Consider the following 25214-nt stretch of genomic DNA (forward strand, 5'->3'; position numbering starts at 1 on the left):
GCAGGCAGGCGGCGGTTTCACATGGTATGTTATGCCCTTTGATGTAATCTGGATGGAAGTTGAAATGGCAAAGATGAGGGTTGGGATCGTTTTTGGCGGTAAGTCGGCAGAGCATGAAGTGTCGCTGCAGTCAGCGAAGAATATCGTGGAAGCGATTGATAAATCACGCTTCGATGTGGTTCTGTTGGGGATTGATAAACAGGGGCTATGGCACATCAACGACGCCGGCAACTACCTGCTCAACGCTCAGGATCCTGCCCGCATCGCCCTGCGCCCTTCAACAGTGACCCTGGCGCAGATCCCGGGCCGCGAGGCGCAGCAACTGATTAACGCCGAAAGCGGCCAGCCGCTGGCGGCCATCGATGTAATTTTCCCCATCGTCCACGGCACGCTGGGCGAAGACGGTTCCCTGCAGGGGATGCTGCGCATGGCCAATCTGCCTTTCGTCGGATCCGATGTGCTGGGCTCTGCGGCCTGTATGGACAAAGATGTGACCAAACGCCTGCTGCGCGACGCCGGGCTCGCCGTCGCACCGTTTATCACCCTGACCCGCGCCAACCGCGCGCAGTTCAGCTTCGCCGATGTCGAAGCGAAGCTGGGCCTGCCGCTGTTCGTTAAGCCGGCCAACCAGGGATCGTCGGTTGGCGTCAGCAAAGTTAAAAACGAAGAGCAGTACCATCAGGCGGTGGCCCTGGCCTTTGAATTTGACCATAAAGTGGTGGTGGAGCAAGGTATTAAAGGGCGGGAAATTGAGTGTGCGGTGCTGGGTAACGACCATCCGCAAGCCAGCACCTGCGGTGAAATTGTCCTCAACAGCGAGTTTTACGCTTACGACACCAAGTATATCGACGACCAGGGCGCGAAGGTGGTGGTCCCGGCCGCTATCGCCCCGGAGATCAACGACAAGATCCGCGCTATCGCGGTGCAGGCTTACCAGACCCTGGGCTGCAGCGGCATGGCCCGCGTCGACGTCTTCCTCACCGCCGACAACGAGGTGGTGATCAACGAGATCAACACCCTGCCGGGCTTCACCAATATCAGTATGTATCCGAAGCTGTGGCAGGCCAGCGGCCTCGATTACACCAGTCTGATCACCCGCCTGATTGAGCTGGCGCTGGAGCGCCATGCCGCGGACCGGGCGCTGAAAACCTCCATGAACTAAAACGCGTTTTACCCCGCCTGGCAGCGGCGGCCTCAGGCCTCCTCTGCCGGGCGGCGGCGGATCACAAAGCCCGCAATCCAGAAGCTTATCACCCAGGTGACCAGACCGACGGCGTAGGATTGCCAGCCCTGCGTCTCAAACCCCAGCAGCCCCACCACGCCATTAAGAATAAAAATTAACCCCAGCGCCACCGCGTAGTAGTGCCAGTCGCGGCGAATTTTATCAGTGAGCTTCATGCGGCCTCCAACAGCAAAAAACGCATCTTCGCATAGCCGCCCGCGGCGGTCTGTAGCGATATGGAGAATGTTGCTGGATTGCGACGCCGGTCTCCCTTTTCCCTTCCTGTGGCGCGGTTAACACAACGGCGAAAACAGGATTATTCCTGGAGGGCAATTACCAGCAATCTGATACTGGCGACGGCGCCGCACTGCCAGAATACCTGCCATAGAGCTGGAGAAAAAACCAGCAGTACAGAGGTGGGAGGGCCTATGGCTGAATTCAGTTTTTCAAAATCGCTTTTGGGAAATAAAAAAAGAGGGGCGCTGACCGGCAGCCATGTCGCCTACGGGCTGTTCGTGCTGATCTGCTGCTGGGCCGGCGCGCAGATGCTCAGCATGCTGATCCACGCCCCGGGGGTGTTTGAGCGCCTGATGCAGGCCCAGGACGCCAGCCGTCCGCAGGTCGACATCAGTCTCGCCGTTGGCACCCTCTTTGGCCTGATCCCTTTCCTGGTCGGCTGCGCGTTCATCGGGCTGCTGGCGATCATTGTACGCTGGCGTCGGCGCCGTTAACGCCGCGCCATACAGCTTGCCCGCCGCTCATCGACCCGTTTCGCAAACCACGCCGTCGTCAGATTACGGGTGATTTTCGGACTCTCAAGCTGGATCCCCGGCAACATCTCCCGCGGCAGGGTTTTGCCCGCTTTTTTATCAGCGAGACGGAAAACCTGTTGATAGAGGTCGGTCTTCTCAAACGCCAGGCTGTCGCCCTTTTTCAGCTGGCTGTGGATCTCGCTGTCGCTCATCCCCAGCTGGCCCGCCAGGCGACGTACCGCCAGCTCGGTGCTGCCCGGCTCATCGCTGTCATAGCGGATAAGGTCGCCGTCGAGCGCCAGTTTCACCCCGCTGGCTTTCACCACCGCGTTCTGGAAGGCGGCGTTACGGCTGGCATACCAGCCGGCGTTAAAGTCGGCAAAACGGTACAACGGCACGCTGTAGCTGGCCGGGTAGTTCAGCAGATGATAGGTACCAAACCAGAGGCCGCCGCGCAGGCTGAAGACCTCCTGGCGCACCGTACCGTTCATTTTCCACGGGTAGCCGGAGGTATGCTGCTCAGCAAAGGCGATGCTGACCTGCATTGGGCCGCCGGTGTGCACCGGGTTCAGGGAGCCGAACAGCTTCTGCCCCATCGGCACCATCCCGATAAAGTCATCAAAAATAGCGCTCAGCTGCTTTTCCGTCTTCACGTTGTCCAGACGGTCGCTGTAGCTTTTGCCGTTTGGCGAGGTGATCTTCAGCGCGGTATGGACCAGAAACAGCGGAATGTGCATTTTTTCCGCCCGGCGGTCGATCTCCTGCCAGGCGATTTTATTCAGCCCCGGCACCACCGGATCGGACTGATAATTGGACTCCTGCTGCGCGACCGCCAGCACCGAGCAGACGTTCTCTTCCGTCGGCGCCAGCTTCTGGCTGTCAAAGGCGGTGGCGATGGCTTGCGCCCAGGCCTCCCGATCCTTGACGCTGGCGGGCATTTTCTGCCGCACCACCGACGCCACGTCAACGGGCTTCTCACCCTCTTTCAGCACCGGCGCCTGCTGGCTGGTACAGGCGCTGAGCACCACGGCCGCCAGCAGCGTCAATGAACCGGGTATAATGCGCGATAAACGTGCGGCCATCCTGCTTCCTTGTCTTGATTAACGTAATGTCGGGATCGCTTCCTGCAGCGGCTTGCCGTCCAGTTCGCGCTCAAAGCTGCGCAGACGTTTGTAGATGGACATCAGTTCCACCAGCGTCGTCCACGAGCTGATCAGGTACTGGAACGAACCGCGCACCTGGCCGAAAACGTTGGTAATTTGCGTCATCAGCCCGAGGGTAATCGTACCGGCAACGATCGACGGAAACAGCAGGAAAAGGCCGAAAACGTTATCCACCTGCAGATAGAGAATGCGGGCGATATTGAAGTACATATAGTGAAAATAGAGACGGAAATAGTTGCGACGCACCGCGCTGAACAGCTCGCGCACCGTCGGCGGCGTGGCGCGGGTTTCATCGTCCTCGCCGTAGACCAGCTCTTTACGATAGGCCGCTTCCACGCGCTGGTTTTTAAACTCCAGACCCGGCAGCTTAATCCCCACCACCGCCAGCAGGCCGGTCCCCATCAGCGACCAGACGATCGCGGCAATCACCAGGCCATACGGCAAGTGACCGACGATGGGCAGGTCAGGAACGTGTTCGGAGAGCGTCACCAGCACCGGCAGGAAGGCGATCAGGGTCATCACCGCGTTGATAAAGCTTACGCCCATATCTTCCAGGGTGGAGGCAAAGCGCATGGTATCTTCCTGCACACGCTGCGCGGCGCCTTCGATATGGCGCAGATGCTGCCAGTGGGCCATGTAGTGTTCGTTCATCGCCGTGCGCCAGCGGAAGACGTAGTGGCTGACGAAAAAGTTGTTCATCACGCCGATGATCACCGCGATGAGCGCGATGCCGAGAAAGATGCCGATCTCATGATAAAACTGGTTGATACTGACCTTATGCGGGGTGGCCAGCGCGCTCTGGATCAGATCATAGAACGGCGCATACCAGGCGTTGATCGCCACCCCCACTTCCACCAGAAACCAGGTGACGAAGATGATGAGCGACGTGCCGAGAATCGACCAGTACTGCCAGCGATGCGGGCAGTAGACAAACCAGAACAGCGCAAACACGCCGACGCAAAACAGATAGTAAGCGTAGAACACCAGATAGTTGAGCGACCAGAAGCGCGCCGCGCTGATCGCCACATCCTTCGATGCCCCGGTGACCCGCAGCAGCCAGTCGCCGCCGCCCGCCTGCCAAAAGATCACCGCCAGCAGCGACCAGATAAAGGCAGAAATAAAAAACGGCCCCGGTTTGGGGAAAAAAGATTTAAACATCATTGTCTCCTGCTAACTTCTTATCGTTCTGCTATTGCTGTATACGACGCATACGTCGGCCGCCGCGTGAAAGCGCTCTCGCGGGGAAGACGGATGATAAGACCGGATATCAACAGCTTAGTTCTGCTGCCAGGCGTGCAGAATTGTTTCTGTGGGTTTCACCTGTAAAGGATTGCCAGGAACGGTCAGCGTACGCCACACCTCATTGTAGTGGGCGATCAGCGTCGCGGCCTGCGCGGCGGGGCGGTTGGCGGTGGTGTGGGCATCTTCCGCGATAACAATGCCGTACCCGCGGCTGGCGCCGTTTTTAATGGTGGTGTCGAGGCAGTAGTCGGTGGCGCAACCGCAGATGACGAACTGCTGAATGTCGTGTTCCCGCAGCACCTGCTCCAGCGAGGTGTGGTAGAAGGCGTCGCAGGCGGTTTTGGTGACATACAGCGCGCCGGCCGGCTGTTCCAGCTCAGGGAGCAGGGCGAAGCCTTCGCTGCCGGCTTCGAGGCCGCCGGCCTCATCATGCTGAATAAAAATCACTTTATCCGCCGCGCGCACCAGACGATTAATTTGCGCGACGCAGCGCTCGCGCGCCAGACGCGGCGTGGCGAACACGCCGTTTTGCATATCCACGACCATCACTACCCGTTGAGCCGCCATTGTTTTCTCCCGCAAACCTTCAGCCAAACGGTCATCATACGCGCCGGCGAAAAAAGCCGGTATCCGAAAGCGTAAAAAAGTCTTTTTTACGCACCGTTACCTTTTTCCTGCAGGAATGTCGTGAATCCCGCTTTGTTCTGCGCCACTTCGTAGTATAAATACCCTCTTCTTTTTTATTTATTTAATGGATGATCTCCGTTGAAACGTAGTTTGCTCATTTTTGCTGCGCTGTGCGCGGCGTCGTGGACCTCGGCGCAGGCCGCACAGCCTACCGTTGACCCGGTTTTCGCCTCGGATGTGGTCGATCGTTACGCCAATCATATCTACTACGGCAGCGGCGCCACCGGCATGGCGCTGGTGGTGATCGATGGCAATCAGCGTGTGTTTCGCAGCTTTGGCGAAACCCGCCCGGGGAATAATCAACACCCGCAGCTCGACTCGGTGATCCGTATCGCCTCCCTCAGCAAACTGATGACCAGCGAGATGCTGGTGAAGCTGCTCGACCAGGGGGTGGTGAAACTCAACGATCCGCTGAGCAAATACGCTCCGCCGGGCGCCCGAGTGCCTGACTGGCAGGGAAAACCAATCACTCTGGTGAATCTCGCGACCCATACCAGCGCCCTGCCGCGCGAGCAGCCTGGCGGCGCCGCTCATCGTCCGGTGTTTGTCTGGCCAACCCGCCAGCAGCGCTGGAACTGGCTCTCAACCGCCACCCTGAAGACCGCGCCGGGCTCACAGGCAGCCTACTCCAATCTGGCCTTCGATTTACTGGCGGACGCGCTCTCCACCGCCGCCGGCAAACCTTATCCGCAGCTGTTTGAAGAGCAGATCACCCGGCCGCTGGGGATGAAGGACACTACTTTTACCCCATCGCCGGATCAGTGCCAGCGGCTGATGATCCCGGAGAAAGGCGCCAGCCCGTGTAACAACACTCTGGCGGCGATCGGCAGCGGCGGCGTCTACTCGACGCCGGGGGATATGATGCGCTGGATGCAGCAGTTCCTGTCATCCGATTTCTATACCCGCAGCCAGCAGGCCGACCGGATGCAGACGCTGATTTATCAGCGTAACCAGCTGACTCGGGTGATCGGTATGGACGTGCCTGGCCGCGCCGACGCGCTGGGGCTTGGCTGGGTGTATATGAAGCCGAAGAATGGCCATCCGGGGATTATTCAGAAAACCGGCGGCGGCGGCGGGTTTATCACCTATATGGCGATGAATCCGCAGGCTAACGTCGGCGCTTTTGTGGTGGTGACCCGCTCGCCGTTAACCCGTTTCAACAATATGAGCGATGGCATCAACGATCTGGTCAGCGAGCTGAGCGGCATGCAGCCCAACATGCAGACGGCCAGTCAGTAAGCCCGGGGGAGGTTTCGCCGATGCGACATAACGATCGTTTTGGCGAAACATCCTGATGCCATTTCAGTTACACTACCCTCTTTCATTTCACAAAATCAGGCAAACCATGACAGATTTAATCACTCGCCCCCGCCGCCTGCGTCAATCCGCTGCGCTGCGCGCCCTGTTTGAAGAGACAACACTGAGTTTGAACGACCTGGTGTTGCCGATCTTTGTTGAAGAAGAAATTGATGATTACAAAGCGATCGAGGCGATGCCCGGGGTGATGCGCATTCCGGAAAAATATCTGGCGCGCGAGATCGAACGCATCGCCAATGCCGGCATTCGCTCGGTGATGACCTTTGGTATTTCTCATCACACCGATGCCACCGGCAGCGATACCTGGAATGAAAATGGTCTGGTGGCGCGTATGTCGCGGATCTGTAAGTCCACGGTGCCGGAGATGATCGTCATGTCCGATACCTGCTTCTGCGAATACACCTCCCACGGCCACTGTGGCGTGCTGTGCGACCACGGGGTGGATAACGACGCGACCCTGGAAAACCTCGGCAAACAGGCCGTTGTCGCTGCCGCCGCCGGCGCGGATTTCATCGCCCCTTCCGCCGCGATGGATGGTCAGGTGCAGGCGATTCGCCGCTCGCTGGACGCCGCCGGCTTCACCAATACGGCGATCATGTCCTATTCGACCAAGTTCGCCTCTTCCTTCTACGGCCCGTTCCGCGAAGCGGCCGGTACCGCGCTGAAGGGCGATCGTAAAACCTATCAGATGAGCCCGATGAACCGCCGGGAAGCCATTCGCGAGTCGCTGCTCGATGAAGCCCAGGGCGCCGACTGCCTGATGGTGAAACCGGCGGGCGCCTACCTGGATATTCTGCGCGATATCCGCGAGCGCAGCGATCTGCCGCTCGGCGCGTACCAGGTCAGCGGGGAGTACGCGATGATCAAATTCGCCGCCCAGGCGGGCGCTATCGATGAAGAGAAAGTGGTTCTGGAAAGCCTCGGCGCTATCAAACGCGCGGGCGCCGATCTGATCTTCAGCTATTTCGCCCTCGACCTGGCCGAGAAAAACATCCTCCGTTAAGCCTCCCTCTCCCCGGTGGCGCTGACGCTTACCGGGGCTACCAAACCTCATCTCCGGTGCGCTGTATTTATCGCGACCACCACACCGTAGCCCGGATAAGGCGCTTGCGCCGCTATCCGGGGACAGGCGCTAAACAATATCTGTAGCTAAAATTTTGCACGCCGCTTTCCATCTTCTGCGCGTTCTTCTTGGCGTACCGGATTTCGCCTTCTAACGTGTTAAACCACATCATAAATACCGAATTCCAGGAGATCCTGTGGTGGCTTATCGACGTTATTACATTAAAGGGGGAACCTGGTTCTTCACCGTTAACCTTAAAGACCGTAGAAGCATGCACCTAACTGAAAACATAGAATTATTGCGCTACTCTGTCGCCGTAGTTAAACAACATCGCGCCTTTATTATTGATGCCTGGGTGGTGTTGCCTGAACATCTGCATTGCATCTGGACACTACCTCATAATGATGACGATTTTTCTTCACGCTGGAGAGATATCAAAGGCTGTTTTACCAGAACGTTAAAACGACACCCCCTCTGGCAACCTCGCTTTTGGGAGCATGCCATACGCGATGAAGATGATTACCGCCGACACGTTGATTACATCCATATCAATCCACTTAAGCATGGCTGGGTCACCCGAGTGATCGATTGGCCATTTTCAACCTTTCATCGCGATGTCCAGCGCGGGCTATATCCCCCAAATTGGGCTGGCGATAGCTTTGATCTTAGCTGCGGTGAACGCCGATAGCCTCTCCCCGGTGGCGCTGACGCTTACCGGGGCTACAAATCGGCGCCAACCGTAGCCCGGATGAGGCGTTAGCCGCTATCCGGGAAACCTCGCTTGCTGCGACCGAATCTTCACCCAACTGTAATCTGAACGACATCTCTACCTTCTACTGTCTGGGCAGGACGGAGGAGGAGCCACTATGTTTAGTCTCGACAACGTACTCGATGACCTGTGGCCTCAGGCGAGGCCCGCCCCCTGGCAAAAGAAACTGTTAAAAAAGCTATTTTATGAGGAAGAGTTTCAACAATTTGCCGACCGTCACCGCCACCTGAAGGGGCTTGATACGGTCGAACAGGTGCTGGAATACCTCAATATCCGCTGCGCCATCCCGGCGCACGATCTCGAACAAATCCCCGAATATGGCCCGCTGGTCATTATCGCCAACCACCCCACCGGCACCCTCGACGGCCTGGCGCTCCTGTATGCGGTATCCCGCGTGCGACGCGACGTCAAAGTGGTCACCAACCGCATGCTCACCCACCTTGAGCCCCTGAGCTCGCTGTTTATCCCGGTGGATAATATTCATGGCCGCACCGCTAAAACGGCGCTGCAGCAGATGGACCAGCAGCTACAGGCCGGTGGGGTACTGATTTTCTTCCCGGCGGGGGAAGTCTCTCGCCTTACCCGTCGCGGCATTCGCGATAAAAAATGGCACTCGGGCTTTATTAAGCTGGCGGCGAAATATCGCGCCCCGCTGCTGCCGGCGTGGATTCATGCCCACAACAGCGCCCTGTTTTACGCCAGCACCCTGGTCTCCGACAACCTGCCGCTGCTCCTGCTGATGCAGCAGATGTTTCGCCGGCGCAACAGCAGCCTGCCGGTGCGCATCGGCCAGCAGATCCCCTGGTCGAGCTGGTTCGATGCCCAGTCCAGCGCTCGCGAACTTACCGGCCGCTGCTATCAGCACCTTGAACAGCTGCGCAAAGGGCTGCCTGGGCAGTTCAAAACTGAAAGCGCCATCGCCCGCCCGGAAGATCGGGCGCGGCTCAAACGCGAACTGCACAAGGCCGAATGCCTGGGCCGCACCGCCGATGGCAAAGTGATTTACCTCTGGCAGCGCAACGGTCAGGAGGAGGCGCCGCTGCTGCGCGAGCTGGGACGCCTGCGGGAAATCGCCTTCCGCGCGGTTGGCGAAGGCAGCGGCAAACGGCGGGATATCGACGGGTATGATGACGACTATTTGCATCTGATCCTGTGGGATGAAGAAGACCTCGAGATCGTCGGCGCTTACCGCTTTATGCCGACGGCCATCCAGCTGGCAAAGCGCGGCCTGGAGGGGATCTACAGCTCCAGTCTGTTCCACTACGACGGGCGAATGGACGACATCCTGCAGCACGGCATTGAGCTGGGGCGCAGCTTTATCCAACCGCGCTACTGGGGTCGACGCGGGCTGGACTACCTGTGGTCCGGCATCGGCGCTTATCTGGCGCGCTACCCGCACTATCGCTATCTGTTTGGCCCGGTATCGATTTCTGGTGGGCTGCCGCCCGCCGCTCGCGATCTGCTGGTGGCGTTCTACCGGCTGTGGTTCCCGGCCACGCACCCGCTGGCGGAGTCCCGTCGCCCTTATCCGGCGTCGCTGCCCGATGTGCTGGCGCAGTTTGGCGGGGAGGATTACAACGACGACCTGGCCCGGCTGAAGTCCCTGCTCGGCAACCTCGGCTGCGCGATCCCGCCGCTGTATAAGCAGTACTCGGAAGTGTGCGAGCCGGGCGGCGTGCAGTTTATCGATTTCGGCAGCGATCCGGATTTCAATAACTGCGTGGATGGTCTGGTGCTGGTGGATTTGACCTATCTGAAAGCGAACCGCTATCAGCGCTATATTGGCGCGCATCTGGGTGCGCAAAAATCGGCATAAAAGCTTTTTCCCGGCTTGCGGCGCGTTGCGCCTTAGCCGGGCTATGGTTCACCGTTTCCGACGGTTCGGTAGCCCGGAAAAGGCGCGTCAGGCGCCGCCTCCGGTAAGCAGCGGGCAATGCAGTATCCGCCTTTCTCCGCGGCTCGCGGCTGATGCCTTAACCGGCTACAAGCCTTACCCCGCCCGGAAATACGGCTTATCGCCGAGGATCGTCGCCCGGTGCATAATGCGCCGCTGCGGCAGATAGTCGGCGTTGGCGTAATGCTGGGTTACCCGGTTATCCCAGATAGCGACATCGTTCGGCTGCCAGCGCCAGCGCACCTGAAACTCCGGTTTGGTGATATGGGCAAACAGGAAGCTCAGCAGCGCCGCGCTCTCTTTCTCGGTCACGTCGACAATCCGCGTGGTAAAGCCTTCATTAACGAACAGCGCCTGCTTGCCGGTCACCGGGTGGGTACGCACCACCGGGTGTAGCAGGGGCGGATGCTTCGCCACTGCCTCCTGCCAGCGCCGATGCTCGGCTTCGGTCTTGTTGTACTTATACTCCTGGAACGATTTACGGAAATCGTGTTCCGCATGCAGGCCGTTCAGCAGCTGCCGGAAGGGTTCTGACAGCGCTTCCCAGGCGGCAATGCCGCTGGTCCACAGAGTATCCCCGCCGGTCGCCGGCAGCTCTTTCGCCGCCAGAATGGCGCCGGCGGGCGGCGTGTCGATAAAGGTGACATCGGTATGCCAGTTGTCATTATCCGGCGGATTATCGTTGTGGGTATCGAGGACGATAATCTCTTCCACGCCAGGGGCGTGAGGGTAGACCGGATGAATATGCAGGTCGCCAAACCGCAGCGCCAGGTCGCGCTGTTGCGCCGGGTTGATATTCTGTTCGCGCAGGAATACCACCTGATGACGCAGCACCGCGTGATACAGCTGCTCAAACTGGTTGTCGCTCAGCGGACGGGTTAAATCCGCCCCGGTCACCAGCGCGCCAATATACGGCCCCAGCGGGGTAATGCTCAGACGTTCACTCATTGTACTTCTCCATGCCAGGGCGTCAGGCGGCGCTGCAGCGCGCGCAGCCCCAGTTCCAGTAAAAAGGCGATAATGGCAATGACTGCGATCCCCGCCAGCACCACATCGGTGGCGAGAAACTCGCCGGCGGACTGCACCATAAACCCTAACCCACGGGTGGCGGCGATCAGCTCAGCGGCCACCAGCGTTGACCAGCCCACCCCGAGACCAATGCGCAGCCCGGTGAGGATCTCCGGCAGCGCGCCGGGCAGGATCACCAGCCACAGCACCTGCGCCGGGCTGGCGCCCAGCGAACGGGCGGCGCGAATCCGCACCTGCTGCGCGCTTTTCACCCCCGCCAGCGCCGACATCGCTACCGGGGCAAAAATCGCCAGGTAGATCAGCAGGATCTTTGACGTTTCACCAATGCCAAACCAGATCACCATCAGCGGTAAGTAGGCCAGCGGCGGCACCGGACGATAAAGCTCGATCAGCGGATCGAGGATCCCGCGCACCGTTGAGTTGAGCCCCATGGCGATCCCCACCGGTACGCCGATCAGCACCGCCGCCAGCAGCGCGATAACGATCCGCGTCAGGCTCGCCGCCAGGTGCTGCCAGAGCGTCGCATCCATAAAGCCCTGCGGCCCGGCGATGGTGATAAGCTTCTGCAACACCTGTCCCGGCGGCGGCAGAAACAGCGGGCTAATCAGCTGCAGCGCCGCGACCGCCCACCAGACGGCCAGCAGCACCGCCAGGGTCGCCACGCTGAGGGTAAGCTGACGGGAGAGCGGCCAGCGCCATTTCAGCGTCGACTGACGCGGTTTGTCGTTCAGTACCACGCTCATGAGAAAGCCTCCCGTTGGTCAAACACCCGGCTCAGAATGTATTCCCGCTGTTCAATAAAGCGCGGGTCGGATTTGATACTGCGGCAGGATTCGCCCGCGACAAAGCGACGGCTGAAATCAAGCGGCAGCCGCTCCACCACCCGTCCCGGCCCCGGCGACAGCAGCACCAGCTCGGTGGCCATAAAGATGGCCTCTTCAATGTCATGAGTGATCAGCAGCACCTGTTTGCCGGTCTCATGCCACAGTTTCAGCAGCAATGTCTGCATCTGCTCGCGGGTAAAGGCGTCAAGCGCGCCGAAGGGCTCATCCAGCAGCAACAGCTGCGGATTCGCCGCCAGCGCCCGGGCGATGCCCACCCGCTGGCGTTGACCGCCGGACAGCTGCCAGATAAAGCGTTTTTCCGCCCCTTCGAGACCCACCTTCTTCAGCATCTGCGCCGCCGCTTGCCGGCGCTGCGCTTTATCCACGCCCGCCAGCTGCAGACCCAGCGCCACGTTATCCTGCACATTGCGCCACGGCAGCAGACCTTCATTCTGGAAGACCACGCCGCGCTCTGCGCCCGGCCCGGTCACCCGCTGACCTTCGAGAGTGATGCTGCCGTGCTGATAGGGCACGAATCCGGCAATCAGGTTCAGCAGGGTAGTTTTACCGCAGCCCGAGGGCCCCAGCACCACCAACAGCTCCCCACTCTCCAGCGTCAGGTTGATATCCGCCAGCGCCGGTTTACCGCCGTAGTCGGCGGAAAGATGCGAGATTTGCAGCATCGGCGCCTCCTTTACTTCACAAAGCGGTCAGTCACGTACTGACGATAATCGGTTCCCGCCGCAGGCACTTTGCCCTGCTCTTTCAGGAAGCGCGCGGTATCCACGATGGCCTGATTGACCGGCCCGTTCAGCGCCTGCGCCTGCTCAGCGGCGGTGAGATAGGTATTGCCCTTCACCAGCCCCGGGACATCGGCTTCCGGCACTCCGCTCAGGCGCGCCAGCTTGCTGATGTTGTCCGGCTGTTTCAGCCATGCCTCCGGGTTGGCGATGTAGGGCTGCTGGGCGTCGATGGCGCTTTTAGCGAACGCTTTGACAATCTCCGGATGCTGCTCGGCGAAGTCCTTACGGACCACCCAGACGTCGAGGGTCGGCGCGCCCCACTCCCCAACCTGCGCGGAATCGGTCAGCACCTTGCCCTCTTTTTCCAGTTCATTAACCGCTGGCGCCCAGACGTAAGCGCCATCGATATCCCCGCGCTGCCAGGCGGCGATAATCGCCGGCGGCTGCAGGTTAATAATCTGCACCTGGCCCGGCTTGATGCCCCAGTGTTTGAGCGCCGACAGCAGGCTATAGTGGGTGGTGGAGATAAACGGCACGGCGATGCGCTTGCCGATCAGATCTTCCGGTTTGGTGATGCTTTTCTTCACCACCAGCGCTTCGGAGTTGCCGAGCTTTGAGGCAAGCATGAACACTTCAATCGGCACCTGCTGGCTGGCGGCCACCGCCAGCGGGCTGGAGCCGATATTGCCGATCTGCACATCGCCGGAGGCCAAAGCGCGCACCACGCTGGCGCCGCTGTCAAATTTCCGCCAGTCGACGGTCGCCCCGCTGGTTTTGGCGAAGGTGTTGTCCGCCTGGGCGACTTTCGCCGGCTCAGCGGAGGTTTGATACGCCACGGTCACGTTGACCGCCTGCGCCTGGAAGGCGGCGACGGCCAGCGCCGCCAGAAGAGTAATTCGCGATGTGAATGCCATAATGTCTGCTTCCCCTGAGTTGTTATAGGTGCAGTATTTCCGGCATCAGGATGGAGATGAAGTAATTAAAAATTCTGGCTAATAGCGAATCGTTTTTAGAACAAAAGCGGGAAAGGATAGTTGATTTTGAGCGGTAGGTTGGTGGCAGATGGTTGGCGCCGGGTGGCGGCTGCGCCTTGCCCGCCCTACGGATCGCGCAAGGTGTAGGCCGGGTAAGCGCAGCGCCACCCGGCAAAAAACTCAGCGCTTCACGTTAAGCTCAGCAATATCCTTCGGCGTGGTGCGGCAGCAGCCGCCGATCAGCTTCGCCCCGGCCGCCAGCCACTGCGGCAGATAATCCGCCAGGCTGGCGCAGGCTTCGCCATGATGGTGCCAGGTCTTGCTCACCGCATCATAATGCTCGCCGGAGTTAGGATAGACCACCAGCGGCAGCGCCGTCAGGCTGTGCAAATGCGCCAGCGCCGCGGGCGTATTTTCCAGCGCGATACAGTTAATCCCCACCGCAACCACCTGCGGGTTATCCGCCAGGGCGGCCATCACCTCGCGTAGCGGCGTGCCGTCGCTGAGATGTTCGGCGTCGCGCAGCGTGAAGGAGTACCAGGCGCGAGCGCGGGGATACTCCTGCAGCAGGGCCGCCAGGGCCTGGATCTCGGCGAATGACGGCAGGGTTTCACAGGCCAGCAGGTCGGCGCCCGCATCCAGCAGCGCTTCGATGCGCGGGCGGTGGAAGGCCTGGAACTCTGCCGCGCTGCGCTGATAATCGCCGCGATACTCCGAGCCGTCGGCAAGAAACGCGCCATACGGCCCCACCGAACCGGCGACCAGCAGCGTGCCGGCCTGCGGGTTCTCGGCGAGGTACGCCTCGCGCGCTTTGCGCGCCAGCTCGACGCTTTTGCCGATCAGCGCCCGGGACTGCGCGTCATCCAGCCCGCGTGCGGCAAAACCCGCCGGGGTGGCCTGATAGCTGGCGGTGATCGCCACCTGCGCCCCGGCGCGAAAGTAGTCGAGATGCACATCGCGGATCAGCTGCGGGTTCTCCAGCAGCACTTTCGCCGACCACAGGCTGTCGGCCAGATCGCAGCCGCGGGCCTCCAGCTCGGTGGCCATAGCGCCGTCCAGCAGCACGAAAGGCTGGGCGGCAAGCAGGGCGGTAAACGGATTAGTCTGCGACATGTTGGGGCTCCTGAGTCATTTTCCGTGAACGAGTAAGATACCAGGCACCATAGCACAGGGCCACAAAGGGAATCCCGCACCACAGCGCAATTCTCTGGCTCGGGTCAAAAGCAAGGCCCACGCAGGCCACAAGGCACAGCACAAAGCCCAGAATCGGCACCACTGGATACCAGGGGGCGCGATATTGCAGGTCGCTCAGCGCCTTACCCTGCTGCAGATGGCGGCGGCGGAACATAAAGTGCGAGGCGCAGATGCTCAACCACACCGCCACCACCGCAAAACCGGAGATCGCCGACAGCGCCACAAACACCGTGTCGGGCGCCACCACGCTGGAGAACAGCGCCAGCACGCCGCCCAGCATACTCACCGACAGCGCGGTCACCGGCACGCCCCGTTTATTGACTTTGGCAAAGCAGGCCGGCAGCGTCTTCTCGTTCGACAGCGACCAGAGCATCCGCCCGGAAGCGTACAGGCCGGAGTTGGCCGCCGAGAGGATCGCCGTCAGGATCACGAAGTTGAAAATATCCGCCGCGTAAGGGATACCCACCTTTTCAAACACCAGCACGAAGGGGCTTTTCTCCACCCCCGCCTGCTGCATCGGGATCAGCGCCGCCAGCACAAATACGGTGCCGATAAAGAAAATAATCAGCCGGGCGATGGTGGTGCGGATGGCGACCGGAATAACCTTATGCGGGTTTTCCGTCTCCCCGGCGGCAATGCCGATAAGCTCCGTCCCGGAGAAGGCGAAGTTCACCGCCACCATGGTCATCAGGATCGGCAGGCCGCCGTGCGGGAACCAGCCTTCGGCGGTGATATTGCGCAGGCCCGGCGCCGGGGAGCCATCCTGCATCGGAATGATGCCGAAAATGGCCGCGCCGCCGAGAATAATAAACGCGATGATGGTGATCACTTTCACCAGCGAGAACCAGAACTCGCCTTCGGCGAAGAAGCGGGTCGAAATGATGTTAAGGCCGAAGATCACCGCGCAGAACACCACGCACCAGATCCAGACCGGCACCTGCGGGAACCAGTACTGCATACAGAAGCCGGCGGCGGTAAAGCTCGAACCCAGCGCCACCGTCCACGTCAGCCAGTAGAGCCACGCCACGGTATAGCCCGTCGCCGGGCCAAGGTAACGCGCCGCGTAAACGTGGAAAGCGCCGGTCTCCGGCATCGCTACCGACAGTTCGCCGAGGCACTGCATCACCAGCCAGACCACCAGGGCGCCAATCAGATACGCCAGCAGCGTCCCGGCCGCGCCGGTGGTGGAGATGATATAGCCGGTATTAAAGAACAGGCCGGTGCCAATCACGCCGCCGAGCGACAGCATGATCAGATGACGCGTTTTCATGGTGCGCTTCAGTTGCCCACCTTGTTGTTGTGTTGTGCTTTGCATTTTATTTTCTCACGCCAGCCCGCTTGCCCGGGACATGATGCGTATAAACGTATAGACATCTAAACATCCAAAAGAAGAAGTGTTATACCGTGCCGCCGCTGAAAAAGCAAAGCCGCTGCACCAGGTCGCGCGCCGACAACGTGCAGCCTGCCCCATTTTTGCGCAGCGCCGACGGGCGCTCCCCGAACTGGCGCCTCATCGCGACGGACAACGTTCTGGCACTCTCTTTGCAGCCTGTCGTTCAGAACCTTTCTATCTGGCGAGGCAACACGTATGACAGAGCACACCACCACCTTAAAAAGAACGCTCGGCAGTTTTCGTTTATGGGGGATCGCCGTCGGACTGGTGATATCCGGGGAGTACTTCGGCTGGAGCTACGGCTGGTCGCAGGCGGGCACGATGGGGTTTATGGTCGTCGCCCTCGCGGTCGCCGCCATGTACTGCGCCTTTATTTTCAGCTTTACCGAGCTGACCACCGCCATCCCGCACGCTGGCGGCCCTTTCGCCTATGCCTACCGCGCCTTCGGGCCCACCGGGGGCTTTATCGCCGGTTTTGCCACTCTGATTGAATTCGTCTTCGCCCCGCCGGCCATCGCCATGGCCATCGGCGCCTACCTCAACGTGCAGTTTCCGGCGCTGGATCCGAAATGGGTCGCCTGCGGCGCCTACGTGATCTTTATGGCGCTCAATATCCTCGGCGTCGGCATCGCCGCCACCTTCGAGCTGATCGTCACCCTGCTGGCCATCTTCGAGCTGCTGGTGTTTATGGGCGTAGTCGCCCCCGGCTTCTCCTGGAGCCATTTCACCACTAACGGCTGGGCGGGCGCGGAAAGCTTTAGCGGCCTGGCGCTGCCGGGGATGTTCGCCGCCATTCCGTTCGCTATCTGGTTCTTCCTCGCCATTGAGGGGGCTTCCATGGCCGCCGAAGAGGCCAAAGATCCGCAGCGCACCATTCCCCGCGCCCTGGGCGGCGGCATTCTGACGCTGACGGTGCTGGCGATTGGGGTGATGGTCTTCGCCGGCGGCGTCGGCGACTGGCGCGCGCTGTCCAATATTAACGATCCGCTGCCCCAGGCGATGAAGACGGTCGTGGGCAATGGCAGCGGCTGGCTGCATATGCTGGTGTGGCTGGGGCTGTTTGGCCTCGTCGCCTCCTTCCACGGCATCATTATGGGCTACTCGCGGCAGATCTACTCCCTCGCCCGCGCCGGCTATCTGCCCGCCGGTCTGGCCACCCTCAATCGCCGCACCCGCACTCCGCATCTGGCGATCCTCGCCGGCGGCGTGGTGGGCATCGCCGCGATTTTTTCCGACTCGCTGATCACCATCAGCGGCATGCCGCTAACCGCCTGCATCGTCACCATGTCGGTATTTGGGGCTATTGTTATGTATATCACTTCCATGGCGGCGCTGTTCAAACTGCGCCGTAGCGAGCCGAAGCTGATCCGTCCGTTCCGCGCGCCGCTCTACCCGCTGGCGCCGGCCTTTGCCCTCGGCATGGCGGTGCTCTGCCTGGTGGCGATGGTTTGGTATAACCTGCTGCTGGCGCTGATTTTCGCGGCGATGATGCTCGGCGGCTACCTGTGGTTCCGCAAAACCGCAGCGGCCCGTGAACGGGCGCCAGTGGATCCTCAACTGCGAACGGTCTCCTGAGGAGGCGGCATGTATAAAACCACGCTATCGGGCCAGGTATGGCGCTTTGATAGTCTGAAAACGCTGATGGCGAAAGCGTCGCCGGCCCGCTCCGGCGACGCCCTGGCGGGGGTTATCGCCCACTCAGCCGAAGAGCGGATGGCGGCGAAAATGACCCTCGCCGAGGTGCCGCTGACCGACATCCTCGACAATCCGCTTATCCCTTACGAGCAGGACGAAGTGACCCGCCTGATCATCGACACCCACGATGCGCAGGGCTTTGCCGCCCTGCGTCACCTGACGGTCGGCGATTTCCGCGACTGGCTGCTGGACGATGCCACCGATACCGCCACGCTGCAGCGGGTCGCCCGCGCTATCACCCCGGAGATGGCGGCGGCGGTAAGCAAGCTGATGCGTAATCAGGATCTGATCCTCGCCGCCAGCAAATGTCAGGTGGTGACGCGCTTTCGCAACACCATCGGCCTGCCCGGCCACCTCAGCGTGCGCCTGCAGCCCAACCATCCCACCGATGACCTGAAAGGCATTGCCGCCAGTATGCTCGACGGGCTGCTGTACGGCGCCGGGGACGCGGTGATCGGCATCAACCCGGCCAGCGACAGCTTACCGGTGCTGGCGCAGTTGAACGTGATGCTGGACGATATTATCCAGCGCTTCGCCATTCCCACCCAGTCCTGCATTTTGACCCACGTCACCAATACGCTGCAGCTGATTGAGCGCGGCGCGCCGGTGGATCTGGTGTTTCAGTCGGTGGCGGGAACCGAAGCGGCCAACAGCGGCTTCGGCATCAATCTTGCCATGCTGCAGGAGGCCCGCGAAGCGGCCCTCAGCCTCGGTCGCGGTACCCTCGGCAACAATGTGATGTATTTTGAGACCGGGCAGGGGAGCTGCCTGTCGGCCAACGCCCACCACGGCGTCGACCAACAGACCTGCGAGGCGCGGGCCTACGCCGTCGCCCGCCACTTTGAACCGCTGCTGGTCAATACGGTGGTCGGCTTTATCGGTCCGGAGTATCTCTACGACGGCAAGCAGATTATTCGCGCCGGGCTGGAAGATCACTTCTGCGGCAAGCTGATGGGCCTGCCGATCGGCTGCGACGTCTGCTATACCAACCACGCGGAAGCGGATCAGGATGATATGGACACCCTGCTGACCCTGCTGTGCGCCGCCGGGCTCACCTTCCTGATCGGCGTGCCCGGAGCGGACGATATCATGCTCAATTACCAGAGCACCTCGTTCCATGACGCGCTGTACGCCCGTCGTCTGCTGGGCTTAAAGCATGCCCCGGAGTTCGCCGACTGGCTGGCGAAGATGCAGATTATCGATCCGCACGGCGCGCTGCGGCTCACCGACGCCCGTCATCCACTGTTGTCCGTCCTGCCGCAAGGAGCCTCCGTATGAACCGTCCCGACGCCTGGAACCCGCTGCGTGAATTTACCGATGCGCGGATTGCCCTGGGGCGCAGCGGCGCCAGCCTGCCGACCCGCGAAGTCCTCAACTTTGGTCTGGCCCACGCCAGAGCGCGGGATGCTATTCATCAGCCGTTCGCCAGCCAGCAGCTGGTGGCGCCGCTGGCGGCGCTCGGCCTCGACGCTCTGACGGTGCACAGCGCCGCGCCGGACCGTCACACCTATCTGCGGCGTCCGGATCTCGGAAGGCAGCTTGCCGACGAAAGCCGCGCCGACCTCGCCGCCAGCGGCGTCCGCCCCGCCGACCTGCTGCTGGTGATCGGCGACGGCCTCTCTTCATGGGCGGTAGAGCGCCAGGCGGTGCCGTTGATCCGCGCCCTGCTGCCCTACCTGCAGACGCTGGGTATCGGCCTGGCGCCGGTGGTGCTGGCCCATCAGTCACGGGTGGCGCTGGGGGATGATATTGGCGAAACCCTGAAAGCCCGCGCGGTGGCGATCCTGATTGGCGAACGACCGGGTCTCTCCTCGCCGGACAGCCTCGGCGTCTACCTCACCTGGCAGCCGCATCGGCAGCGGCTGGAGTCGGAGCGCAACTGTATCTCCAATATTCGCCCGGAAGGACTGAGCCATGACGCCGCCGCCTTTAAACTGGCCTGGCTGCTGGAGCAGGCTTTTTTACGACGGCTTACCGGCGTGCGCCTGAAAGATGAAAGCGATAATCCGGCGCTGCATGGGAAAATAAAACCGTTGCCCCCTTTAAAATAATAAGTCACGTGAGCCGAAGAATAGATTGTTAATATTACCGGGCGCACCTGAATATTATATTCGGGTGCACGCTGAAATTTCCCGGCGGCGCTTCGCTTGCGCGGGCCGACGAAAACCGTTTAACCGGTATATTGCGTGTTTTCAGGCCGGGTAAGGCGCCTGTCGCCACCCGGCAAAATGCGTTCACCGTATCAAAAACCGTGTGGTCGCCAGCCTTATGCCCTTGCCTGCAGGTAATAAGAATATTGCATGAGTAAAAACGAAACGGACGTTGTAAGGTAATTCAGCGCATTAAAAATACCCGTCATACTTCAAGTTGCATGTGCGTTGGCTGCCAGTCACTTACTTCTGTAAGCGCCTGGGGACTCGCTCACTTGCCGCCTTCATGCGACTCGAATTATTTAGGGTATATATCTCGTTATCTATTCAACATAACAGCCAATAATTCGCCGGACACGCTGGCTAATTATTCCTCAATGTTATGCAGTCATTGATGGTTAAAGATAAATAATCGACCGACGGAGAAATACCCATGAAATCGTTTTCCGGGAAAGCGTCTTTAATGGCCACGCTGGTTGCCGCGCTGGTCGGCGCCAGCAGCGCGCAGGCAGCGGAAATTAAAATCGGGGTGGTATTACCCCTGAGCGGCGCCCTCAGCGGCTATGGCCAGCCGTCGCAGAAAGGTCTGGACATTATTCAGGCCATCACCCCGACGTTAAAAAATGGCGATACCATCAAGCTTATCGTTATCGATGATAAAAGCGATAAAGTCGAAGCGGCCAACGCCATGCAGCGGCTGGTCTCCAGCGATAAAGTGGATGCCGTGATCGGGGAAGTCACCTCCTCCAACACCCTGGCGATGACCAAAATCGCCGACGACAGCAAAACGCCGCTGGTCTCCTCCACCGCCACCAACGACCGGGTCACCCGCAACCATCCCTACGTCAGCCGGGTCTGCTTCTCGGACAGCTTCCAGGGGGTGGTCGGGGCCAATCTGGCCTCCCGCGATCTGAAAGCCAAAACCGCCGCCATCGTGTTTGACAGCAGCAACGATTACTCCGTCGGCCTGGCGAAAGCGTTCCGCACCCAGTTCCTGAAAAACGGCGGCACCATTCCCATCGAGGTCCAGGCCCCGGGCGGCAGCAAGGACTTTAAAGCCCAGCTGGCGAGCGTCAAGGCGAAGAATGTCGACATGATTTATATGCCGATCTACTACACCGAAGGGGCGCTGATTGCCGTGCAGTCTAAACAGCTGGGGCTCAACAAACCGGTGGTGGGCGGCGATGGTCTGGCCGCGGATCAGGTCTTCTTCGATGTCGGTAAAGACGCGGTCAACGGCTATATGACCACCGATTATTACTCGCCGAACGCCAAAGAGCAGACCCCGGCGGGGGAAACCTTCATCAAAGCCTGGGAAGCCAAATACCAGCAGCCGACCCATACCTGGGGCGCAATGGCGGCGGATGCCTATAACGTCATCGTCAACGCCATGAACCAGTGCAGCGATCCCCACGATCGGGTCTGCGTAAATGAAAAAATCCGCGCCACCAAAGATTTCCAGGGCGTGACCGGCACGCTGACCTTACAGAACGGCGATGCCATTCGCAGCGCGGTCATCAACGAAGTGAAAGATGGCAAGCTGGCGTTTCGTACCGTGGTTAACCCTTAAGTTGTGACGAGGCTACAAAATGGACGGCGCCATTTTTCTCCAGCAAGTGGTCAATGGAATGAGTCTTGGGGGCATGTACGCCCTGATTGCCATCGGTTATACGATGGTTTATGGCGTGCTGCGGCTGATCAACTTCGCCCATGCGGACGTGATGATGGTCGGCGCGTTTAGTACGCTGTTTTTATTTTCTTCGGTTGGGCTACCCTTCGGGGTAGCCGTTTTCCTGACCCTCGGGCTGTGCGGCCTGTTTGGTATGCTGATTGACCGGGTTGCCTATCGTCCGCTGCGTCAGGCCTCGAAAATCTCCATGCTGATCACCGCCATCGGCGTCAGCTTCTTCCTCGAAAACCTGTTTAACGTGCTGTTCGGCGGCAGCTCGCGCTTCTTCTCCGCCCCGGACTTTTTCAACCAGACCCGGGCCTTTGGCAGCGTCATCATTACCAACGTGGCGTGGATTGTGCCGCTGATCACCGTCCTGCTGCTGCTGGCGATCCTCTGGCTGCTGTACCGCACCCGCTATGGGATGGCGATCCGCGCGGTGGCCTTTGACGTCAACACCGTGCGCCTGATGGGTATTGACGCCAACCGGATCATCTCCCTGGTCTTCGCCCTCGGCAGTAGCCTCGCGGCGCTCGGCGGCGTGTTCTACTCCATCAGCTACCCGACGATCGATCCCCTGATGGGCGTGCTTATCGGCCTGAAGGCCTTTGCCGCCGCCGTGCTGGGCGGGATCGGCAGCGTCACCGGCGCGGTGCTGGGCGGCTTTATCCTCGGTTTTACCGAAGTGGTCGCGGTGGCGATCTTCCCCGAACTGGGCGGCTATAAAGATGCTTTCGCCTTCCTGTTCTTGATTCTGGTCCTCTTGTTCCGCCCGGTCGGCATTATGGGCGACGAACGTCTGGAAAGGAGCCGTTTCTGATGCTCAACGCGACGACGACCGCCGGGGCGCAGCTGCGCAACCTGGCCATTATTGTCATCTGTATCGCGCTGCTGGCCGGAATCAACGTGGTTTTCAATGACTACATTGTTCGCGTCATCAGCACCATTTTTATCTTTATGATCCTCGCGGTCAGCTACAACCTGATCAACGGCGTGACCGGCCAGCTGTCGCTGGAGCCGAACGGCTTCGTGGCGGTGGGCGCCTACGTCACCGCCCTGCTGATCCTCTCCAGCGACAGCAAGGTAGACATGTTTGAAATGGCCGCCCCCAGCCCGTGGATCCTCAGCCTGCACGCGGGTTTCCTCCCCGCCCTGCTGATAAGCGGCCTGTGCGCGGCGGCACTGGCGGTGTGCCTCGCCGTGCCGGTCTTCCGGGTGCGGGGCGACTACCTGGCCATCGTCACCCTCGGCTTCGGGTTTATCATCAAGATCCTCGCCATTAACAACCCGCAAATCACCAACGGCGCCATCGGGCTGAACGATATTCCGCAGCAGCCGCATCTCCTGTTCTGGTGCGGGCTGTTCGCCCTGCTGGCCACCGGCATGATCCTCCAGCTGGTGTGGTCGAAGTATGGCCGGATGATGAAAGCTATTCGCGACGATGAAGATGCGGCGATCGCCATGGGGGTCAACACCTTCCGCATTAAAACCTGCGCCTTCGCCACCAGCGCCTTCTTCGAAGGGATCGGCGGCGGTCTGCTGGCTTCCCTGCTGACCACCATTTCCCCGGGGCTGTTCGACTTTATGCTCACCTTCCAGCTGCTGATTATTATCGTCCTCGGCGGACTCGGCAGCACCACCGGCGCCCTGCTCGGCACCGTACTGGTGGTCGGCAGCGGCGAATGGCTGCGCTTCCTCGACCAGCCGCTGCAGTTCTTCGGTCACGATCTCGGCGCCTATCCGGGCCTGAGAATGGTGGTCTTCTCCCTGCTGCTGCTGATTATCATGCTCTTCGCCCGCGAAGGGCTGCTGGGGAAAAAAGAGATTTGGCAGACCGGAAGAAGGAGCGGCGGCTATGGCGGAAAATAAAATCATCCTGCAGGTGCAGGACGTCACCATGCAGTTTGGCGGCCTGCGGGCCATCGACAACGTCAGCTTCCATGTTGACGAGGCGGAGATCTTTGGCCTTATCGGCCCGAACGGCGCGGGTAAGACCACCCTGTTTAACGTCATCACCGCCAACTATAAGCCCACCAGCGGCAGCGTCACCCTCGCGGGCGCCTCGCTGAAGGGGCTGAAGCCCAACCAGGTGGTGAACGCCGGGATCGCTCGCACCTTCCAGAATATCCGGCTGTTTAACTCTATGACGGTGCTGGAGAATGTGATGGTCGGGCTCGACCGGGCCAGCCGCTATTCGTTGCTGGAGGCGGCCCTGCACATTGGCCGCTACTTTCCGGCCGAGCGGGCGGCGAAGGCCAAAGCGATGGCCATTCTGGAGGATATCGGCATCGCCCACTTCGCCCATATGCAGGCCACGAACCTGAGCTATGGCAACCAGCGCAAAGTGGAGATCGCCCGCGCGCTGGCCACCGCGCCGAAGCTGCTGCTGCTCGATGAGCCGGCTGCCGGGATGAACCCAAAGGAGACCGAGGATCTGGCGGAGCTGATCTTCCGCATGCGCCATGACTATCAGCTCAGCGTCCTGTTAATCGAGCACGATATGCCCTTCGTCAACCGCCTGTGCGAACGGGTGATGGTCCTGGAGTATGGTAAGCCATTGTTCAGCGGCCTGATGGCCGAGGCGATCCAGCATCCGGACGTCATTTCCGCTTATCTGGGAGAAGCCAATTATGCTTAACGCCCGGGAACTGAAGGTTTTTTACGGCGTGATCCAGGGGCTGAAGGGCGTCGATATCGACGTCTATGACCGGGAGATCGTCACCCTGATCGGTAGCAATGGCGCCGGTAAAACCTCCACCCTCAATGGGATCGTCAACCTGGTGCGCTCCAGCGGGCGCGTCAGCTTCCTTAACGACGATATCTCGCGCAGCCAGACCCACCAGATCGTGCGCCGCGGGCTTGCGCTGGTGCCGGAGGGACGCCGGGTCTTTACCAACCTGACCATCGAAGAGAACCTGCGCATGGGCGCTTACAATAATCTCGCCGGCTACACCCGCCTGCGCGATCGCATGTACGCCCTCTTTCCACGGCTCAAGGAGCGGCGCCATCAGATGGCTGGCACCATGAGCGGCGGCGAGCAGCAGATGCTAGCCATCGCCCGGGCGCTGATGAGCGAGCCGGTGTTATTGATGCTGGATGAACCGAGCCTCGGACTGGCGCCGAAAATTGTCGGCGAGCTGTTCGGCATCATTAAGCAACTGCGCGAAGAGAATATGACGGTGCTGCTGGTGGAGCAGAATGCGACGGCCGCGCTGGCGATCGCCGATCGGGCGTATGTCCTGGAGAATGGCCGGATCACCTTGTCAGGCGCGGCGCGGGAGATGCTGACTAATCCGGAAATTAAGCGGATGTATCTGGGGGGATAGGCATGGTCAAAACTGCCTGGGCTGCGGCGGCGCCTCCTGCGAGGCCGCAACCTCAGGCAGTCTCTTGCTACACAAAGCACACCTCGTTCCAGTAGGCTTCTCGCGTCC

The 25214-nt window shown here is 60.4% G+C and carries 25 protein-coding genes and 1 pseudogene; 14 read left to right on the forward strand and 12 right to left on the reverse strand.

Annotated features, from left to right (window positions below; translation table 11 throughout):
• The first annotated feature begins 64 nt into the window (after positions 1 to 64).
• A complete protein-coding gene (ddlA, locus tag ABLU73_RS07910; RefSeq protein ID WP_004204880.1) occupies positions 65 to 1162 on the forward strand; it encodes a D-alanine--D-alanine ligase in 1098 nt (365 codons plus the stop codon).
• Between the two features lie 32 nt (positions 1163 to 1194).
• Here ddlA and ABLU73_RS07915 read toward each other — a convergent pair whose 3' ends face one another.
• Positions 1195 to 1398, reverse strand: coding sequence for a DUF2754 family protein (locus tag ABLU73_RS07915; protein WP_004204881.1), 204 nt, complete (start codon positions 1396 to 1398; stop codon positions 1195 to 1197).
• Between the two features lie 252 nt (positions 1399 to 1650).
• On the opposite strand from ABLU73_RS07915, the gene ABLU73_RS07920 reads away from it, so the two are divergent.
• A complete protein-coding gene (locus ABLU73_RS07920) occupies positions 1651 to 1953 on the forward strand; it encodes a YaiY family protein (protein WP_017898944.1) in 303 nt (100 codons plus the stop codon).
• Here ABLU73_RS07920 and ABLU73_RS07925 read toward each other — a convergent pair.
• From ABLU73_RS07925 to ABLU73_RS07935, 3 genes are all read right to left on the reverse strand, one after another.
• Positions 1950 to 3056: a DUF1615 domain-containing protein gene (locus tag ABLU73_RS07925; RefSeq protein WP_017898945.1), complete on the reverse strand. Its 1107-nt coding sequence runs from the start codon at positions 3054 to 3056 to the stop codon at positions 1950 to 1952. The genes ABLU73_RS07920 and ABLU73_RS07925 overlap by 4 nt on opposite strands.
• An 18-nt stretch (positions 3057 to 3074) precedes the next feature.
• The gene (gene sbmA, locus ABLU73_RS07930; protein WP_004204884.1) at positions 3075 to 4295 is read right to left on the reverse strand and encodes a peptide antibiotic transporter SbmA; all 1221 of its coding nucleotides are present in this window, start codon (positions 4293 to 4295) and stop codon (positions 3075 to 3077) included.
• A gap of 117 nt (positions 4296 to 4412) precedes the next feature.
• Positions 4413 to 4925: an isochorismatase family protein gene (locus ABLU73_RS07935; protein WP_072096510.1), complete on the reverse strand. Its 513-nt coding sequence runs from the start codon at positions 4923 to 4925 to the stop codon at positions 4413 to 4415.
• Positions 4926 to 5144: 219 nt separating this feature from the next.
• On the opposite strand from ABLU73_RS07935, the gene ampH reads away from it, so the two are divergent.
• From ampH to ABLU73_RS07955, 4 genes are all read left to right on the forward strand, one after another.
• Positions 5145 to 6305 carry a D-alanyl-D-alanine-carboxypeptidase/endopeptidase AmpH gene (gene ampH / locus ABLU73_RS07940; RefSeq protein WP_004204886.1) on the forward strand — a complete coding sequence of 387 codons (1161 nt, stop codon included), beginning with the start codon at positions 5145 to 5147 and terminating at the stop codon, positions 6303 to 6305.
• Positions 6306 to 6411: 106 nt separating this feature from the next.
• On the forward strand, positions 6412 to 7386 hold the full coding sequence (gene hemB / locus ABLU73_RS07945) for a porphobilinogen synthase (protein WP_004204887.1): 975 nt from the start codon (positions 6412 to 6414) through the stop codon (positions 7384 to 7386).
• Positions 7387 to 7642: 256 nt separating this feature from the next.
• A complete protein-coding gene (locus ABLU73_RS07950; protein ID WP_074384370.1) occupies positions 7643 to 8134 on the forward strand; it encodes a transposase in 492 nt (163 codons plus the stop codon).
• Between the two features lie 178 nt (positions 8135 to 8312).
• On the forward strand, positions 8313 to 10031 hold the full coding sequence (locus ABLU73_RS07955; RefSeq protein ID WP_004204890.1) for a GNAT family N-acyltransferase: 1719 nt from the start codon (positions 8313 to 8315) through the stop codon (positions 10029 to 10031).
• A gap of 174 nt (positions 10032 to 10205) precedes the next feature.
• On the opposite strand, the gene tauD is transcribed toward ABLU73_RS07955, so the two are convergent.
• From tauD to ABLU73_RS07990, 7 genes are all read right to left on the reverse strand, one after another.
• Entirely contained in the window at positions 10206 to 11057 is an 852-nt protein-coding gene (tauD, locus tag ABLU73_RS07960; RefSeq protein WP_264923841.1) for a taurine dioxygenase, read from the reverse strand.
• Complete coding sequence (tauC, locus tag ABLU73_RS07965; protein WP_264923839.1) at positions 11054 to 11881, reverse strand: taurine ABC transporter permease TauC; 828 nt, start codon at positions 11879 to 11881, stop codon at positions 11054 to 11056. Before tauC ends, tauD begins: the two co-directional genes overlap by 4 nt.
• Complete coding sequence (gene tauB, locus ABLU73_RS07970; RefSeq protein ID WP_004178719.1) at positions 11878 to 12645, reverse strand: taurine ABC transporter ATP-binding subunit; 768 nt, start codon at positions 12643 to 12645, stop codon at positions 11878 to 11880. Before tauB ends, tauC begins: the two co-directional genes overlap by 4 nt.
• A gap of 11 nt (positions 12646 to 12656) precedes the next feature.
• Complete coding sequence (tauA, locus tag ABLU73_RS07975) at positions 12657 to 13619, reverse strand: taurine ABC transporter substrate-binding protein (RefSeq protein ID WP_348850119.1); 963 nt, start codon at positions 13617 to 13619, stop codon at positions 12657 to 12659.
• Positions 13620 to 13859: 240 nt separating this feature from the next.
• Entirely contained in the window at positions 13860 to 14792 is a 933-nt protein-coding gene (gene mmuM / locus ABLU73_RS07980) for a homocysteine S-methyltransferase (protein ID WP_186921153.1), read from the reverse strand.
• Positions 14779 to 16188 (reverse strand): S-methylmethionine permease, encoded by a 1410-nt coding sequence (mmuP, locus tag ABLU73_RS07985; RefSeq protein WP_004204899.1) that lies wholly within the window; start codon positions 16186 to 16188, stop codon positions 14779 to 14781. The genes mmuM and mmuP overlap by 14 nt, the downstream gene beginning before the upstream one ends.
• Positions 16189 to 16270: 82 nt before the next feature.
• Positions 16271 to 16399, reverse strand: coding sequence for a hypothetical protein (locus ABLU73_RS07990; protein ID WP_161992934.1), 129 nt, complete (start codon positions 16397 to 16399; stop codon positions 16271 to 16273).
• A gap of 62 nt (positions 16400 to 16461) precedes the next feature.
• On the opposite strand from ABLU73_RS07990, the gene eat reads away from it, so the two are divergent.
• From eat to eutC, 3 genes are read left to right on the forward strand one after another with little or no spacing between them, the layout of a single operon-like run.
• Positions 16462 to 17841, forward strand: a complete 1380-nt coding sequence (gene eat / locus ABLU73_RS07995) for an ethanolamine permease (protein ID WP_064177997.1) — start codon at positions 16462 to 16464, stop codon at positions 17839 to 17841.
• Positions 17842 to 17850: 9 nt separating this feature from the next.
• Positions 17851 to 19239: an ethanolamine ammonia-lyase subunit EutB gene (locus ABLU73_RS08000; protein ID WP_004204902.1), complete on the forward strand. Its 1389-nt coding sequence runs from the start codon at positions 17851 to 17853 to the stop codon at positions 19237 to 19239.
• Positions 19236 to 20012 (forward strand): ethanolamine ammonia-lyase subunit EutC, encoded by a 777-nt coding sequence (gene eutC, locus ABLU73_RS08005; protein WP_004204903.1) that lies wholly within the window; start codon positions 19236 to 19238, stop codon positions 20010 to 20012. Before ABLU73_RS08000 ends, eutC begins: the two co-directional genes overlap by 4 nt.
• Before the next feature lie 465 nt (positions 20013 to 20477).
• On the opposite strand, the pseudogene ABLU73_RS08010 reads toward eutC, so the two are convergent.
• Positions 20478 to 20582, reverse strand: a pseudogene (locus ABLU73_RS08010) (hypothetical protein); the annotation flags it as partial.
• On the opposite strand from ABLU73_RS08010, the gene ABLU73_RS08015 reads away from it, so the two are divergent.
• Genes ABLU73_RS08015 through ABLU73_RS08035 form a run of 5 tightly spaced genes read left to right on the forward strand, consistent with a single transcriptional unit; the run spans position 20575 to position 25106 of the window.
• Positions 20575 to 21681 (forward strand): ABC transporter substrate-binding protein, encoded by a 1107-nt coding sequence (locus ABLU73_RS08015; protein WP_004147267.1) that lies wholly within the window; start codon positions 20575 to 20577, stop codon positions 21679 to 21681. The pseudogene ABLU73_RS08010 and the gene ABLU73_RS08015 overlap by 8 nt on opposite strands.
• 19 nt (positions 21682 to 21700) lie before the next feature.
• Positions 21701 to 22600 (forward strand): branched-chain amino acid ABC transporter permease, encoded by a 900-nt coding sequence (locus tag ABLU73_RS08020; protein WP_002890128.1) that lies wholly within the window; start codon positions 21701 to 21703, stop codon positions 22598 to 22600.
• Positions 22600 to 23649 (forward strand): branched-chain amino acid ABC transporter permease, encoded by a 1050-nt coding sequence (locus tag ABLU73_RS08025; RefSeq protein ID WP_002890127.1) that lies wholly within the window; start codon positions 22600 to 22602, stop codon positions 23647 to 23649. The genes ABLU73_RS08020 and ABLU73_RS08025 overlap by 1 nt, the downstream gene beginning before the upstream one ends.
• Entirely contained in the window at positions 23636 to 24418 is a 783-nt protein-coding gene (locus tag ABLU73_RS08030; RefSeq protein ID WP_017900983.1) for an ABC transporter ATP-binding protein, read from the forward strand. The genes ABLU73_RS08025 and ABLU73_RS08030 overlap by 14 nt, the downstream gene beginning before the upstream one ends.
• Positions 24411 to 25106 carry an ABC transporter ATP-binding protein gene (locus ABLU73_RS08035; RefSeq protein ID WP_004204908.1) on the forward strand — a complete coding sequence of 232 codons (696 nt, stop codon included), beginning with the start codon at positions 24411 to 24413 and terminating at the stop codon, positions 25104 to 25106. The genes ABLU73_RS08030 and ABLU73_RS08035 overlap by 8 nt, the downstream gene beginning before the upstream one ends.
• Positions 25107 to 25214: the final 108 nt, after the last annotated feature.

The organism is Klebsiella sp. GG_Kp175 (genome assembly GCF_040062325.1).
GTDB lineage: Bacteria > Pseudomonadota > Gammaproteobacteria > Enterobacterales > Enterobacteriaceae > Klebsiella > Klebsiella quasipneumoniae.